Annotated in this window: 15 protein-coding genes; 4 read left to right on the forward strand and 11 right to left on the reverse strand. The window is 40.4% G+C overall.

What is annotated here, in order from left to right:
- Positions 1–6 precede the first annotated feature (6 nt).
- The 3 genes from dinB to FKV42_RS01950 all read right to left on the reverse strand — a co-directional run bounded on the left by dinB (position 7) and on the right by FKV42_RS01950 (position 3,087).
- Positions 7–1,095, reverse strand: coding sequence for a DNA polymerase IV (gene dinB, locus FKV42_RS01940; protein ID WP_154808541.1), 1,089 nt, complete (start codon positions 1,093–1,095; stop codon positions 7–9).
- A gap of 80 nt (positions 1,096–1,175) precedes the next feature.
- Entirely contained in the window at positions 1,176–1,793 is a 618-nt protein-coding gene (locus FKV42_RS01945) for a hypothetical protein (protein WP_154808542.1), read from the reverse strand.
- A 235-nt stretch (positions 1,794–2,028) separates the two neighbouring features.
- Positions 2,029–3,087: a GNAT family N-acetyltransferase gene (locus FKV42_RS01950; protein WP_154808543.1), complete on the reverse strand. Its 1,059-nt coding sequence runs from the start codon at positions 3,085–3,087 to the stop codon at positions 2,029–2,031.
- Positions 3,088–3,603: 516 nt separating this feature from the next.
- Between FKV42_RS01950 and FKV42_RS01955 the strand changes: the two genes are divergently transcribed.
- Positions 3,604–4,758, forward strand: a complete 1,155-nt coding sequence (locus FKV42_RS01955) for a baeRF10 domain-containing protein (protein ID WP_154808544.1) — start codon at positions 3,604–3,606, stop codon at positions 4,756–4,758.
- 38 nt (positions 4,759–4,796) lie between these two features.
- On the opposite strand, the gene FKV42_RS01960 is transcribed toward FKV42_RS01955, so the two are convergent.
- A complete protein-coding gene (locus FKV42_RS01960) occupies positions 4,797–5,498 on the reverse strand; it encodes a class I SAM-dependent methyltransferase (protein WP_154808545.1) in 702 nt (233 codons plus the stop codon).
- A 112-nt stretch (positions 5,499–5,610) separates the two neighbouring features.
- Here FKV42_RS01960 and FKV42_RS01965 point away from each other — a divergent pair, with 112 nt between their 5' ends.
- The 3 genes from FKV42_RS01965 (at position 5,611) to FKV42_RS01975 (ending at position 9,027) form a co-directional block, all read left to right on the forward strand.
- Positions 5,611–6,816, forward strand: coding sequence for an aldo/keto reductase (locus tag FKV42_RS01965; RefSeq protein ID WP_154808546.1), 1,206 nt, complete (start codon positions 5,611–5,613; stop codon positions 6,814–6,816).
- A 104-nt stretch (positions 6,817–6,920) separates the two neighbouring features.
- Positions 6,921–7,622, forward strand: coding sequence for an ABC transporter ATP-binding protein (locus FKV42_RS01970; protein WP_154808547.1), 702 nt, complete (start codon positions 6,921–6,923; stop codon positions 7,620–7,622).
- 10 nt (positions 7,623–7,632) lie between these two features.
- Positions 7,633–9,027 (forward strand): hypothetical protein, encoded by a 1,395-nt coding sequence (locus FKV42_RS01975; protein ID WP_230375406.1) that lies wholly within the window; start codon positions 7,633–7,635, stop codon positions 9,025–9,027.
- A gap of 674 nt (positions 9,028–9,701) precedes the next feature.
- Here the strand turns inward: FKV42_RS01975 and FKV42_RS01980 are convergent.
- The 7 genes from FKV42_RS01980 to FKV42_RS02010 all read right to left on the reverse strand — a co-directional run bounded on the left by FKV42_RS01980 (position 9,702) and on the right by FKV42_RS02010 (position 15,461).
- Entirely contained in the window at positions 9,702–9,959 is a 258-nt protein-coding gene (locus FKV42_RS01980; RefSeq protein ID WP_154808548.1) for a hypothetical protein, read from the reverse strand.
- Complete coding sequence (locus FKV42_RS01985; RefSeq protein WP_154808549.1) at positions 9,956–10,216, reverse strand: hypothetical protein; 261 nt, start codon at positions 10,214–10,216, stop codon at positions 9,956–9,958. Before FKV42_RS01985 ends, FKV42_RS01980 begins: the two co-directional genes overlap by 4 nt.
- Before the next feature lie 131 nt (positions 10,217–10,347).
- Entirely contained in the window at positions 10,348–11,058 is a 711-nt protein-coding gene (locus tag FKV42_RS01990; RefSeq protein ID WP_154808550.1) for a 4Fe-4S double cluster binding domain-containing protein, read from the reverse strand.
- Positions 11,059–11,093: 35 nt separating this feature from the next.
- Entirely contained in the window at positions 11,094–11,576 is a 483-nt protein-coding gene (locus FKV42_RS01995) for a VOC family protein (protein ID WP_154808551.1), read from the reverse strand.
- An 86-nt stretch (positions 11,577–11,662) separates the two neighbouring features.
- On the reverse strand, positions 11,663–13,315 hold the full coding sequence (locus tag FKV42_RS02000) for a SulP family inorganic anion transporter (RefSeq protein ID WP_154808552.1): 1,653 nt from the start codon (positions 13,313–13,315) through the stop codon (positions 11,663–11,665).
- A gap of 86 nt (positions 13,316–13,401) precedes the next feature.
- Positions 13,402–15,057, reverse strand: a complete 1,656-nt coding sequence (locus tag FKV42_RS02005) for a SulP family inorganic anion transporter (protein WP_154808553.1) — start codon at positions 15,055–15,057, stop codon at positions 13,402–13,404.
- A gap of 122 nt (positions 15,058–15,179) precedes the next feature.
- Positions 15,180–15,461 carry a hypothetical protein gene (locus FKV42_RS02010; RefSeq protein ID WP_154808554.1) on the reverse strand — a complete coding sequence of 94 codons (282 nt, stop codon included), beginning with the start codon at positions 15,459–15,461 and terminating at the stop codon, positions 15,180–15,182.
- Positions 15,462–15,472 lie beyond the last annotated feature (11 nt).

Here is a 15,472-nt window from a genome sequence, read left to right on the forward strand (position 1 = left end):
TAATCCTCAGAAATCAAAAAGGCTTTTTTGTCCCGTACTTTCCTGCAGGTTGCCAACTCTCACTCCGATACGCCTGAAGTTAATAGTGCTTTCTTCAAGGAACTGTTTCATCAGTTCCACAGCATTTCCAGCCAGAATTTCACGTTCACTTACAGCGTGGTTGAAGGTCTTACTTTTTGTTGAAGTTTTGAAATTTGAGAATATAACGGTTACTGTTACAGAACGGAACGATACTTTCCTTTTTTTGACCTTGCCGATAACATCATCCATAAGCTCATCCAGTAAAGATAATATCATATTTTCATTTCTGCTATCATTTTTCAGTGATGCCATCCTGCCTATCTGGTCGCTTGCAGTTCTCTCCTTAACAGGACTGTCATCCTGACCCGATGCAGCATTTTTGAGCCACATGCCTTTGTTCTTCCCAAAAACGGAAATAAGTTCCATAACATCAAAAGCAGCCAGTTCTTCAACAGTTGTAATCCCCATTTCAGAAAGTTTATCCTCAGTTACCTTGCCGATTCCCCATAATTTCTTCACCGGCATCGGTTTAAGAAAATCCTCTGTTTCTTCCGGCTTTATAACAGTTATTCCGTCAGGTTTGCGGAAAGACGATGCCATTTTGGCAATGAGTTTGTTTGGACCGATGCCAACTGAGCAGGTTATTGTTTCCTGTGATTTCACTTCTTCCTTGATCCTCAGACCAATTTCCTTTGCAATATCATAATCACCATTACAGGATTCAGTGATATCCAGAAAAGCCTCATCAATACTTATCTTTTCAAAGGCTTCCTCGCTGTCCGCATTGGATCTGAGGATTTCCATCACGTTTGCAGAAACCTCTTCATAGAAAGCTTTGCGAACCGGAAGAAAAACAGCATCAGGCTTTTTGGATTTCGCAAGCTTGCATGGCATGGCTGAACGTATTCCGGCATCTCTTGCAATGTAATTGGAAGTGCTCACAGCTCCGCCTGATTCTCCACGGTTGGAATACATGCAGACAACAACAGCTTTTCCTTTGAGTGTCGGGTCTTCCCGCTCTTCTATTGCAGCATAGAAGTAGTCCATGTCCACATGAATTATCACACGTTCCATCAGTTAGTAAGAATGTTCAGGAGCTTTTTATGGTTAACTGATGCATGAGTACACTCTTCAATTCAAAAAGCACCAGTCAATTAACTTTCAGGGAACAGTTCCCTTTCTTTTAGTCTAATATGCTCCTCGAATTCATACTTATATCTCATAAAATCGGGATGTTTTTTTAGCTTTTTTAGTTTAGGCATTCTGAATAGTTCAACAATGATTATCCCGGGAATCAGTATTAAAACAAAAGCTAAAGCTCCTATATATTTTGCTGTATAAGGATAGTTGTCATATGAAATATGGGTGAAATATAATCCAACTAAAAGAGCAATTAGAAGATAAAGCATGAACCATATTGGAAGAACAAAGATTTCAAAATTTACTTTTATTATTGTCTTCTGTGGCGGTAAACTTTCAAATCGAAATTTTATTTTGTCAAACTTTCGCCTATTTTTTGTTTCGTATGTATCAACATGGATTTCATCTATTGAATACTTAGCATCAACTTTAAAGTCCGGTTCATATCTAATGAAATCATAATCTTCTTCCTTGATTGGATTTTGCAATCTTAGATTTATCAGAGTGTAACCTAGATTCTGATAAAAACTGGAAATAATATGAATGAGTTTCTCCTTTGGGATTCTGGTCACAACTTCAAAGTTTAAGAGTGACATATCAAATTGGTTATCTGTTTTCTTCTCTTTACCCATAATAACCTTCAAGTATTTAGTTAGGAATTATAATGAAATCCTGTTGAAACAGACATCAATCAGGTAATTCAATGAATACAACCAATATTCAGATTTACATGTACCAGAATATGTGGAATCATCTGAATATTACATATACGAACTTTGTTTTTTGAGTTCGCAACAATAATCTTTTTAAAAGTGTATATACCTTGTGATATTTTTTGATAACACACAAGGCTGGAATGCATTAACCTTAAAGGATCGTATCCCTGCAATCAACATAAATGCGGCTGAAATCAGGCACTTTTCCTGAGATTGGTTTTGCATAAAGGAACAGTTTTTCATGAATTGGCTTGAACTTCTTCATGACTCCAAGAACCGAATCATCAGGGTCAGTGTAGGCCCCGAAGAACTTGCAGTTTGTTTCAAACATCAGGTTGTTGCAATAGTCAATTATCTCTTCCATTGCAAGGCTGTGTTCCTGCTCAAATGCAAAATCAACAATTAAATGCATTTTGCAGACCTCACCTTCTACTGGTATATCCGGCATCCTAGTGAAGTGTCTAAGTATTCCGTATGCATTAGCCATGAGTTTCCACATCATTGGCTCTTTTGTGTAGGTAACTTCCATAAGGACCGAGGCATCCCAAAAACCAGCACATGCAACGATATGTCCCTTCCATTTTGCCACAATAAAATTCTCAAGACCGTATCCAAGTATTTTGTTAGTATAGTCCCTGAAACTCTCCGTGGTAAATGGATAGAATTGTGCATTTCCGTAGTAGTAGCTATTGATAAGCTTGATAGTTTCATGGATGTCTTCAGGATTTATCCTTTCAATTTCGTACCCACTATCGATTTTTTCCTTTTTATAAGCTGAAATTGAAATTTCCTGTATGTTTTTCTCTTTGATGTAGCCAAGTTTTTCAATAAGATTCATGAACGCTTCATTTGGTTCATATACATAACAATAGATGTATGAAATCCCGGCTTTATGTGCTGCTTTCTCTGCTTCCCTTACAAGTTCAACAGCAATTCCCTGCCTTCTGTGGTCAGGATGAACCATAACTTCTGCAATGTAGAGATATGGTTCATCCATTCCTTGTTTAATTGTCCAGCCTATCCACCCCACCGCGGCGGCATTCTTTTCTGCGACACGGATTTCCCAGTTGTCGTAAAGCTCATATCTTGCTGTTATATCCGGTCCCTTGTCAGTGATCATTGCATATTCTTCATTTCCCTGAGGACACAATTTTTCAATATCCAACAGAGAATCGTTGTCCTCTTCCCTAAACGGTCTTATGTTTACCATGCAAGCCTCCGATCACTTTTACGAGATGTCCCGGCAACAAAGGAACCCGGAAAAACAGAGTCATAACTCCGCATCACAGATTTTGTATTCTACTACTCCCAAATAAAAGTTGAATTTGATGGGATATATAGGTTTTGGATTTAAATTTATATGATTTAATAAAATACGCAAGAGCAGTTATCAATTTGACACGTGAAAAGTTGCTCCTGCCTGATTGCTCGTCACTGCTCAAAATCAGCAAGTGCTGAGGTATAGGTCCGAATACAAAGAATCTTAGTGCATGTAATCATAAAAACTAATAGATGTAGCCAAAAAGCTTCTATTAATGAGCGGAACTGTGTTAGACCCCTTTATTTCCAGTAGAGAATTATGAAAGGTTCTTTTCAGTTTAATGTCGTATTTAGAGGTAGTAAATTAAAAATAAGCTCTAAGAATGAGACCTAGTTCTTTTTGTTTCCATTTCAATCCATAAATTATGCTAAATAAATTTAAATAGAACTCCATCTTAGATATTTTATGCAATCAGAAGGTCAAAAAGAGATAATTAGCGATGAACTGCTTCCAGTCACGGATATTGATATCAGGGCACTGGCGGAGATATATGATGAAAAACCTGTCTATCTTTCTGTTTACCTGCCTGTATCAGGAAGAGAAAATGATCATCTGAACCGTATTTTTGTGGACTCAAGAGTTAGTGCTATCAAAAAAGCTTTGAACCCTGAGCTTCGCTCTGAGTTTGAAAAAACATTTGAGATGGCAGAATCCTCAGTTTTTGACGAGCCAATTTCAGGCGAAAAAGGAAGAATAATTTTTGCATGCTCAAAGGACTCCTTCATTCATGTTTACAGGCTTGCAGTGGAACCGGAGCAGTCTTTTGTTCTGGACACCTCCCCTTATCTGCTTCCACTTGCAAAAATGAGAGCAGATTATGAGGATTACGGCGTGCTCCTGGTTGATTCCCAGGAAGCCAGGTTCACTTGCATACGTTCAGATATCACAGAAGAAAAGAAACACCTCTCAACTGACCTGATGAACAAGCACAAAAAAGGAGGCTGGAGCCAGATGCGCTTCAATCACCTGAGAAAAGGAGCAATCAAATCTTTCCTTTCTGAAGTTGCTGAAAATGTCCAGGGAACCTGTGACCAGTTAGAGACAAGAGGCTTTGTTCTTGCAGGGCCAGGGGAAGCAAAACAGCAGCTTATGGAACTGCTGCCATATGAATTCCAGCAAAAGGTTCTGGGTGTTATTGATGTTTCCATTGATATTCCAAGGGATGAACTGGTGGAAGCCGGAGATGCTGTGCTTCAGGAAAGTAAGGATTCAGAATCCAGACATGCTGCTGAAGAACTCAAGACTGCTTTATTAAAAGGTGGTCTTGCTGCACATGGAATTGAAGATGTAAAGGCTGCTCTTGAACAGGCAAGGGTCAACACCCTGTTAATTCTGAAAGATTCCTCGGTTGCGGGCTGGATATGTGAAAGATGCCAGAACCTACAGGCAAATGCCAATCCACCAAAAGAATGTGACAGGTGTGGAGGCCCGACATCGGCCGTTAATGTGGTTGAGGAACTCTATGAGATAGCACAGCGCACAGGTGCAAAGGTTGAGTTTGTGGATAAAGAGGATTTCCTTGATTCTGATGATGTTGTTGGTGCACTACTGAGATACTGAGAGCTTTTACCTCTCAGTTTTAGCTTATTATCAAATTCTTACCTAATGCAGTAAAAACCAGCCTGCATGTAAGAATACCAGAATAGCTCCACGGTTCTGAACCCTGTCTCCCTCAGAAGCTTAAGGTGTTCTTCGACTGTGATAGGGAAATATTCAGTTCCAAAACGTTCAAGGTGGATCCTGATCTCATCCTCAGTTCTTCCGTGAACTCTCTGGAACTCTCCCCAGTATCTTTTACCAACGCCGATGCCTTCTTCAGTAAGCGGGCTGATGTTTTCGAAAGTGATGAAAAATCCGCCATCTTTTAGTAACTCATAGCACTTTCCAACAGCTTTTTTCCTGTTTTCCATGTCAAGATAATGGTGGCACTGAATTGCAGTAATTACATCAGGCTGTTCGCTGAGATCCTGAGTGAAATCCTGGGTTGCAGAGGCTTCGAGAACTTCCACTTTGTCACAGGGACATGAGGAGAGTTTTTCTTTTGTCTGCTTCAGCATTCCTTCTGAAGGGTCGAGCATGAGAAACTTTGTATCAGGAAAATGTTCTATGGCTTTTGCAATGAATGTCCCTGTCCCACATCCGGTATCCATCCAAACTTTTGGTTTTTGTGGTAGTGATTTTACAAGATTGATTGTTTCATCGTGGAAAGACTTGTAATATGGAAGGACAGAGGATATTTTAGTATCGTAATCCTCAGGAAGATTAGGAGTTTTGTTTTCAGGATCTTGAGCAGAAGGCATATAGGAAAATGGACTTTTTTATTATTTATATTTCCTTTGCAGAGGCTTTAAGTAATGTAAGCGTCAACTGACTGAATAGTCATTTTGATATTTGAATTCGGAGCATAATAGGATGTTATACAGAAAAATGCCAAAAAACGGGGATGAACTTTCAGTACTGGGTTTTGGCGCCATGCGTTTGCCAGTAAAAGAGGATGGGAGTATAGATGAAAGAACAGCAACTGACATGGTTCGCTATTCCATCGATAATGGTGTGAACTATGTTGATACAGCCTGGCCTTATCACATGGGAGAAAGTGAGACTTTCCTTGCCAAAGCACTTGCAGACGGATACAGGGAAAAAGTGAAGCTTGCCACAAAATTACCTCAATGGATGGTTAAAAAGCCGGAGGATATGGATAAGTTCCTCAATGCTCAGCTTGAGAAACTCAACACCGATCATATCGATTACTATCTTGTGCACAGTCTTGTGGGTAGTAGCTGGGAAACGATAAAAGAAATCGGTATACTTGAATTTCTTGACAAAGCAAAAGCTGATGGTCGCATAATCAATGCAGGTTTTTCGTATCATGGTGCACCAGAGGATTTTGCATCGATAGTTGATGGTTATGATTGGGATTTCTGTCAGATTCAGTATAATTTCCTTGATACCAATGTCCAGGCAGGAACAGCAGGTCTGGAATATGCTGCATCAAAAGGTCTTGCTGTTGTGATAATGGAACCTCTGCGTGGTGGAAATCTTGTTGATCCTGTTCCGCAGGAAATTCTGGATATCTGGGATGAGGCTGATACTAAACGCAGTCCGGTTGAGTGGGCTTTGAGATGGGTATGGAATCATCCGGAAGTTACTGTTGTTCTTTCAGGTATGAGTGAACCTGCACATGTTGAAGAGAATCTGAGGATTGCAGAAGAAGGTCTTGCAAATTCACTGACTGAAAAAGAGCTTCAGCTTGTGGAAAGAGCCGCAGAGAAGTACGGGGAGCTCATGAAGATCAACTGCACTGGATGCAGATACTGTATGCCATGTCCTGAAGGAGTCGATATCCCTGCATGTTTTGAAGTTTACAACAACCTGCACATGTTCGGTGGTGAGGACAGACTTAAGATGATGTATGCTGCGAAGATGGGGGGAATCCTCAGAGGTGCAGAAACAAACTTCGCTTCACAATGTATACAGTGTGGCCAGTGTCTGGATGCATGCCCTCAGCAGATTCCGATACCCGATATGCTTGAGAAGGTTGCAGAGGAGTTTGAAGGTCCGGGTCTGGAAGAGAGGATTGCCTTTGCAAAACAGTTGTTTGCTGATGATAGTTGTTGAAGTTCTCTGTTTGAGAGCTTTTTCTTTTCTTTAGTTATTTATACTTTTTAAAACTATAATAATAAGACAAAGAGAAACAACCCAATACTTGCAGGTAGATACCCGTGATAACCGCAAAGAATCTCTCAAAGAATTTCGGTGATACAAAAGCTGTGGATGCTGTAGACCTTGAAATCAAAAAAGGTGAGTTATTCGGTCTCCTGGGCCCGAACGGTTCAGGCAAAACAACAATGATCAAGATGCTCACCGGTCAGATAAAACCCACCGAAGGTGAGGTTTCAGTGCATGGAGTCGATGTTCTTGCTGATCCTTTGAGAGTAAAAGAGCTTACTGGAATCATTCCTGAGCAGGAAACGCCACCAAGCTTCCTTACAGCTGAAGAATACCTGTATTTTGTTGCTAAAATAAGAAAGCTCGAAGGTTTTGAAGATAAGTGTGAGTGGTGGTTTTCGTATCTTGATTTTGCAGGCCAGAAGGATGTGTTATGCAAAGATCTTTCTCGGGGAACAAGACAGAAACTGATGCTGGCACAGGCTTTCCTGCATGAACCTGAACTTGTGATTATCGATGAGCCTCTTATTAATCTCGATCCACTGATGCAGCGCAAGGTCAAGGATTATTTAAGGGATTATGTCAGCAAAGGAGGCACGGTGTTCATATCGACCCACATTCTGGAAATTGCCAGGGAAATATGCAGCAGCATGGGTATAATCTACAAGGGAAAGCTGGTTTTCTCAGGGAATATGGACGACCCTGCGATTGGTGACAGGCCGCTTGAAGATTTCTTCCTTGAACTTGTGAACTGAGGTGTCGGTAATGTTTGAACTGTTCAGGAGCATGATGAAGGAAGAATGGAGGATGCATTCTGCATTCTTCGGAAACAGGGGATTTGCTCTCTTTCCGCTTGTTATTGCAGCAGTTTCCATGTTACTATCACTTTCCATGATAATATTCTGGAGAATAATCAGCCAGACTGATGTACTGCTGGGCATTCATTACCTGTTACTCTTCATGGGTTCAATGGTAGGCGGTTTTGGTCTGCTAGGCAGGGAGGTTATGAACAGGCGTTTCGGGCAGGCAAGTCTGCTGGCTTATTCATCAAGGACACTTCCAATATCAGAGAGAGTTATTTTTGCTAATTTCATTGTCAAGGATGTAATCTATTATTTCTTCCTGTATGTGCTACCTTTCACCGTGGGATTTGTGGCAGGAGCCATCATAATTGACATGCATTATTCATTTTTCCTGTTGCTGATGACCCTCTTCTTATCATTCTGCATCGGGCTTTCATTTGTATTCCTGCTTTCAACGATCTATGCGAATCTTGGAAAGAAGGCTCTTTTCTTGCTAGTATTTATAACGGTATTGTTTTTAGTTTTCTTCCAGGGACTTGAGTTTGAGGTATTCTACAGGCTTCCATCATTTGTTCTCTATACTGAGCCTTCCCTGAATATTCTAATTACCTGTATCACTCTTGTTATTGTGCCATCAATAATTTCCCTGATATTCCTAAAAGTGGATTATCCGCAATCTCAGAAACATTACAAAAACCAGTTCAGGAAGATTTCTGACCAATTGAATTTCTATGCTTACTCTCACTTTATGACAAAAGATTATCTGGATTTCAGCCGCAGTGAAGGTGGTGCCGGAAAAATAGTCTTCTCATTTCTTGTTCCTGTTCTGCTGGTATGGCTGTTCCTGCCACAGTTACTCAAAGCTGTTTCCGGACTGGATACACTTGTGGTTTTTACAGTAGTAGTAGCCATGATGGCATCTTCCATGTATAACTGGCTGGTTGAGTTCGATATGTTCAGCTCATACGCTTTCCTTCCACTAAATGTTGCTGATGTTTTGAGAAGCAAGCTCAACAGTTATTCCCTTCTGAATGTGGTTCCTTTTCTGGTGGTTGTGATAGCTACCATCTATGCAGGGAGATTGAACGATATTGTTCATATGGTCATTTTGTTCATTGCAGTTTCAATGTATGTTGTTTCGGTAACCGTCTATCTGACAGGTCTTAACACAACATTTTCACTATACAGCGCCGGTACTTTTGCAAGCTATGTGCTGGCTATCGGTCCTGTGGTTCTGGGAATGATTTTCCTTGCTCAGCTTAACTTTTATCTGGTGCTTGTGTCAGTTTTGCTGATTCCTGTGTCCTTGTTTGTATTGAAAAAGAGTTTTGTTAAATGGGACAGATTGGAAGCTTGATGTTTCCCATTTTCAGCAGCATGCTAATATTTAGTGCCTTAAAAAACCAATCTGTGTAATTTTTATAGGGAAAATGTTTTATCTTCTTTTATCAAACACTAAAATGTAACTACTCGCCTCTGTAGAAATTCTGATGGAATCAATATCGGCGAGTTAAGCAAATATCTGTTCGTACACCAATAATAGATAATTGTAATTCCGTGAATATGAATTTCAAAGATTTCTACAGAGACCATTTTATTTCTCTTTGCATACGGCTGAGTGTGGATTTATAGTCCTTGAACCAAGGATATATTCATTAATTTTGCATTTTAAAATAGAGTCTAATTATGCTCAATTATACCATCGAAGATAAACTTCCATCAGTGGAAGAATACAAACTCCTGTGGACCTCTGCTGGTTGGCTTAATCTCAATGACAAAGATCGGGAAGAGCTTGAATAACTCTAATTACTGCATCTGTGCAATAGAAAATGGCATAGTCATTGGTATGTCCCGTATTGTGAGAGATAACCGTTTTCATTTATTTGATTGTTGATGTCATCGCCCTGCAGGAATATTTGTTTATATGTCTGATGGCGGCAAAAGGAAGAGAGTTTTTAGGAGACCAACGGGTGAATGGGTAAAGGGTGATGGTGGAGTTGTGAGGTTAAATGCCATAGCTTAAATTTTTGTTTAATACTCATAGTATTTTTTACTTACTTCACTTTGCCATTTAAGAAATACTTGTTTTAATTCTTCCTTCTTTTTTTTATTTGGCTTGGTAGGTGGCATGGTATGTATAAATACGTCTGAGATTCCATGATCAAAAACTCCACCTTCAATTCCTTTTTCTTTAAATATCAATAGTGGTACTTTTAGTCCAAATAAGATTCCTGCTTCTAATTGATTCCATGGAGTAGGCATAACAACTTGATCTGATTTATCAATCATTTTTCCTCAGTTGTCCCTCTCTTCATAATACCTGTTTCCACATAATATTGTTCAAATCCCAATATTACTCCTCCTGAGCAATGTTTAGCAATAACATACACTTCTTTCAAAGGGTAGTCTTTTGCATAATCGCTTCTCCCTAGAGATCGTGCTTCCATCTGCAAATCGTTTAACAAATCAATAATGACCTTTCTTTTAGATTCTTGTTCAGAGTTTAGGATAGTTGGGCACGAAACAAAAACAGGTATTTTTCTCATGAGCTATTCTCCTTAAAGTTACTCTCTTTTTATGGATGAATGTCTTATTTCACATTTTACTACTATTGAATTTTAGTTCAGTTCAACACTTTTATTTCAAAATAATTCCATAAATAGTTGCTTTTTAAAACTTAACCTTTCTTTCTCCCATGTGGACACACATAAACACACAATCCGCAAACAGCTAGTTGTCCGTTGTTCTCCATTTCCTTGAAATAATCCTCACATTTCTTAGCGTCATATCTCATTTCCCTGCTCTCACCTTCAACATAATTTCTTCCGGTAAAAGCCTGGACAGGACATATCTTCACACATTCGTTACAGGTTCCACATCTGCTTTCAATACTGCTTCCGGTAGGTTTGAGGGGTGAATCTGTCAGGATTGTGGCCCATCTAACTCTTGGTCCATTGTCTGGAGTAATCAGGAGGCAGCTTTTTCCTATCCAGCCAAATCCAGACAGGTGGGCGGCCAGTTTGTGGGAAAACTGGGCACAAATCCTCTCATCATCGATTCTCTTTGATGAAGGAAGAGGAAGTGCTGCATATCCATTATCCTGAATGTAGCTGCTCAGGATTGAAGTAATCACGTCAAGTCTTGAGTTGATAACATCGTATGCATGATGCTTGTAATTCAATAATGCAGCTTTCTCATCTCTGTGTGTCAGTTTGTCAACGATAGGGTCCATAAGTCTTATTCCAACTGAGATGGCGTATGGATATGCAGAAAGGTCGCTGCCACCCTGCTCTACAATGAAATCGGTGGCTTCTGAAAGATCCGCCACGCCAAAATACTGGACACCGTTTTCCAGTGCAATATTATTCAATTCATCCTGAAGGCTCACAATGATACCTCTGATTATTACTCAAAATGTATTACTCATGGATCTTTGTTAATCTCATCACAGCTTACAGCTTTAACGAACTCCACCGGATGCTGGATGAGTTTTGCAGTTTCTTCTATGGTCATTCCCTCATCTAAGAATCGTCTTGCGATGACCGCCATTGATTCCCCTATCTCTATAATATGCTTATCGGGGTCATATATCCTGACAACACGTTGCTGCCAGTCATGTTTTTTAGGTGGATGGACGTATTCGATATCATCGAACTTTTTCAGATGCTCGACGAAAGAGTCAAAGTCATCTTCCTCAAAATAGAGCTCAAAATTATGTGATTTCTTCATGACAGAGTCTTTATCAATCGATACTATGTCGGCAAAATTGAGCTGGATTGCAAAACCACCTTCAAAAGTGACATTCCATCCAAGGTCCAGTATTATTTTCTGGCCCAGTACATTTTCATAGAACTTTTTTGACGCTTCAAGGTCACTGACTGCAATTAAAGGGCATGTGAATTTCAATTTAATTCCCCTTCTACAAAAATAAACTGAACGAATTTATTAGTTATCCCTGATAAATTGGGAACAAAGTTAAAAACTCACTTTTTCTAAGCATCATTCTCTTCCTTCACAAACTCCAGAGCTTCCTGTGTACCATCAAATACATGCACATGCTGCTTTTCCATAAGCTCAGTAAGTTCCTGATCACTTTTCATTACCCTCATGACTTCGGGCTGGATAGAAGTAAGATATACTTTCTGGCGCTGTTTTTTGCTTGACCGGATGAAGCTTTTAAGGCGCTCCATGCCTGTCGCATCAATGAAAGGAACATAACGCATACGCAGGATTATGTGAGGCTTGCTGATATTCATGTGTTCGTTTATCTTGTTCTCAAATACGTTCATGGCTCCGAAGAAGAAAGGTCCGTTTATTGTGTAGACCAGAACGTTATTTTTAAGATATGGGTCAGCGAAGATGGTTGCGTTTATTCCGCTTGTTATGTCGTAATTCTCCATTGTCTGTATGTCAATCACATTTGTGAGTCTAACAAAGAGCAGTACGATTGAGAGAAACATTCCAATCTGGACAGCGAATACAAGGTTTGTGAGTACCGTCAGCAGAAAAGTAACAAGGAGGACAGCGCTGTCCATTTTGCTGATATTCATAGTGGTTTTGAATTCATCTACATTTATCATTCTCATGGAGACCACGATGAGAACGCCTGCAAGGTATGCTTTCGGAATGAAAGCTGCAATAGGTCCGAGGTAAAGCAGGATTGTGAGAAGAATCAGGGACTGGAAGATACCTGCCATCCGGGTTTTTGCACCTTCACGGATGTTGATAGCAGTTCTTGCAATTGCTGCGGTTCCGGGGATTCCTGAGAAGAAAGGCAGTGTCATGTTTGCGATTCCCTGACCCACCAGTTCACGGTTGCTGTCATGCTTGCTGTTTGTCATTCCATCGCAGACTACAGCACAGAGCAGTGACTGGATAGTTCCAAGCAGTGCTATTGTAAAAGCTGCCGGCAGGACATCGATGAGAAGTTCAAGGTTAAAGTCCAGCATTTGTATTTGTGGAAGTCCTGAAGGTATGTTGCCTACCAGCGGTATATTGGTATGAAGCTGGAGAACGATAAGAATTGAAAGTACCAGTGCGATAATGGATGGAGGCAGGCTTCTGATAAGCTTTGTTTTTGAAAAAAGAGAGGGGAAGTATAGAAGCAGCAGGATTGTACCGATGCAGATTATTGTTGCTGTGTTGCTTATGTTATCTATGTTCGATACAACGGCATAGATCGTTTCCCATGCCTGTTCCTTTGATTCAATAACAAGTCCGAATGCATTTGGTATCTGTCCGATGAGAAGCATTGCACCGATGCCGCTTGTAAATCCAGAGATAACAGGCAGGGGAATGTACTTGACGAACTTTCCAAGTTTCAGTAATCCGAAAGATACCTGAAAAACTCCTGCAAGGAAACCTGCGAGGAGTATTCCTTCAAGCCCGAAACTGTGGAGTGTAGAAAGCGTAATGACCGTCATTGCTCCGCTTGGGCCGCTTATGGAATATTTTGAGCCGCCGGTAGCAGATACTAACATAGCTGCAATGATGGCTGTGTATAATCCCATCTGGGGTTCTACACCTGAAGCAATGGCAAAAGCAATTGCCAGTGGCAACCCTACAATTGCTGTGATTAATCCTGCTTTTAGATCACTTGTAAATGACCCTTTAAGATATTCTAAGACTCTGTTCTGTATTTCCATGTGAAAGCCAGCTGATCTGAATCAGAGATACTTATTGGGAATAAAAGTGAGTTATAACATATATAACTCGACATCAGAACTAAATCTCATTTATTACCGTATTTTTTCTTCAAAAAGGTCAGAGCATCCTGGCTGCTGTCGCAGATATGCACATGCTGCTTTTGCATTAGTTCGGTGAGTTCCTCGTCACTTTCTATCCTTTTCATAACCTCAGGCTGTACTGAGGTGAGATAGACTCTCTGATGCTGTTTTCTGCTTGCCTTGATAAAGCTTTTGAGGCGCTCGATTCCTGTTGTATCGATGAACGGCACATAGCGCATGCGCAGGATAATATGAGGTTTACTGATTGTCATATGCTCGTTGATCTTGCTCTCGAATACGTTCATGGCTCCGAAGAAGAACGGTCCGTTTATGGTGTAGACTGAGACGTTTTTCTCAAGGTAGGGGTCAGCAAAGATGGTGGCATTGATACCTTTTGTCCTGTCGTAGCTCTCCATGGTGTGGATATCGATAACATTTGTGAGCCTTATGAAGAGCAATATAATTGAAAGGAACATACCCATCTGGACGGCGAATACAAGGTCAGTGAGCACAGTAAGCAGGAAAGTCACAATCAGGACAGCTGTGTCCATCTTGCTTATACTCATGGTGGTCTTGAACTCGTTTATGTTTATCATCCTCAGGGAAACCAGAATGAGTACACCTGCAAGGTATGCTTTTGGAATGAAAGCTGCAACAGGACCCAGGAATACTAATATCATTAGGAGTATCAGGGCATGGATAATTCCTGCCATCTGGGTCTTTGCTCCTTCTCTTATGTTGACAGCACTTCTTGCAATGGCGGCTGTACATGGTATTCCAGAGAAGAAGGGTAGCGCCATGTTTGCGATTCCCTGACCTATGAGTTCTTTGTTACTGTCATGTTTGCTGTTGGTCATACCGTCACAGACTACTGCGCAGAGCAGGGCTTCGATGGCTCCGAGAAGTGCGATTGTGAGAGCTGCTGGCAGGACATTCATGAGCAGTTCAAAGTTGAAGTTGAGCATCTGGATCTGTGGAAGTCCGGCAGGGATGCTGCCTACAAGTGGTATCTCGAATCCGAAGTAGTATACTATGAGAACTGAGAGAATGAGTGCGATTATTGAAGGTGGGAGGCTGTTGATGTATTTTATTCTAGCCATGAGTCCCGGCAGGAATAAGAGAAGCAGGATTGTGGCGACACAGATTGTTATTGCTGTGCTGCTGATGAGATTTGCACTGGAAATTATGGCGTATAGTGTTTCCCATACGTGTTCTTTTGAAGGTATGATAAGTCCAAGTGCATTTGGTATCTGACCTATGAGAATGATTGCACCGATACCGCTCGTGAATCCTGATATGACGGGTAGAGGGATGTACTTGACAACTTTACCAAGTTTCAGGATTCCGAACAGTATCTGAAATGCACCGGCGAGGAAACCTGCAAGGAGTAGTCCTTCCAGTCCGAAGCTGTGCAGTGTTGAAAGTATGATTACGGTCATCGCTCCGGTTGGTCCGGAAATGGAGTACCGTGAGCCTCCGCTTGCTGCTACCAGCATACCTGCGATAACAGCTGTGTATAAACCCATCTGGGGCTCTACACCTGAAGCAATAGCAAAAGCAATAGCAAGTGGCAATGCCACAACAGCCGTGATAAATCCGGCCTTTAAATCACTCGTAAACGATTCTTTAAGGTAATTTGAGACTCTGTTTTGAATATCCATTTGAAAGCCAGCTGACTCGCGTCAAAAATGTTATGATGCTGGCTTAAAGTGTGGTTAAATATATAAAACCGATTGATAATGAAAATAAGTTACAAATGTTATTGGAATTTATGAGAAAAATCTTATTTTTTGAAATAACCAAAAAACCAGAAAATTCCAATAATCAAAATTAATAAAACATAAGGATTGTCAACTTTATTGGATACATTTTGAATCCAAGTTATTTCTGTTGGAATAATTGCATCTGGTGTTTTCTCAACAATTATTTCCATATTTTCATCTGTTTTGTCAGGGTTAGAAATATCCATTCCAATAAAAGGAATTGCAAAACTAACAAACCCGACTAAGACTAGGATACCTAATAAAAGAGAACGAGTATTTTCGATTTCATCCAGAATTCCCATATGATAATTCT

The organism is Methanolobus vulcani (assembly GCF_006546655.1).
Classification (GTDB): Archaea; Halobacteriota; Methanosarcinia; order Methanosarcinales; family Methanosarcinaceae; genus Methanolobus; species Methanolobus vulcani_A.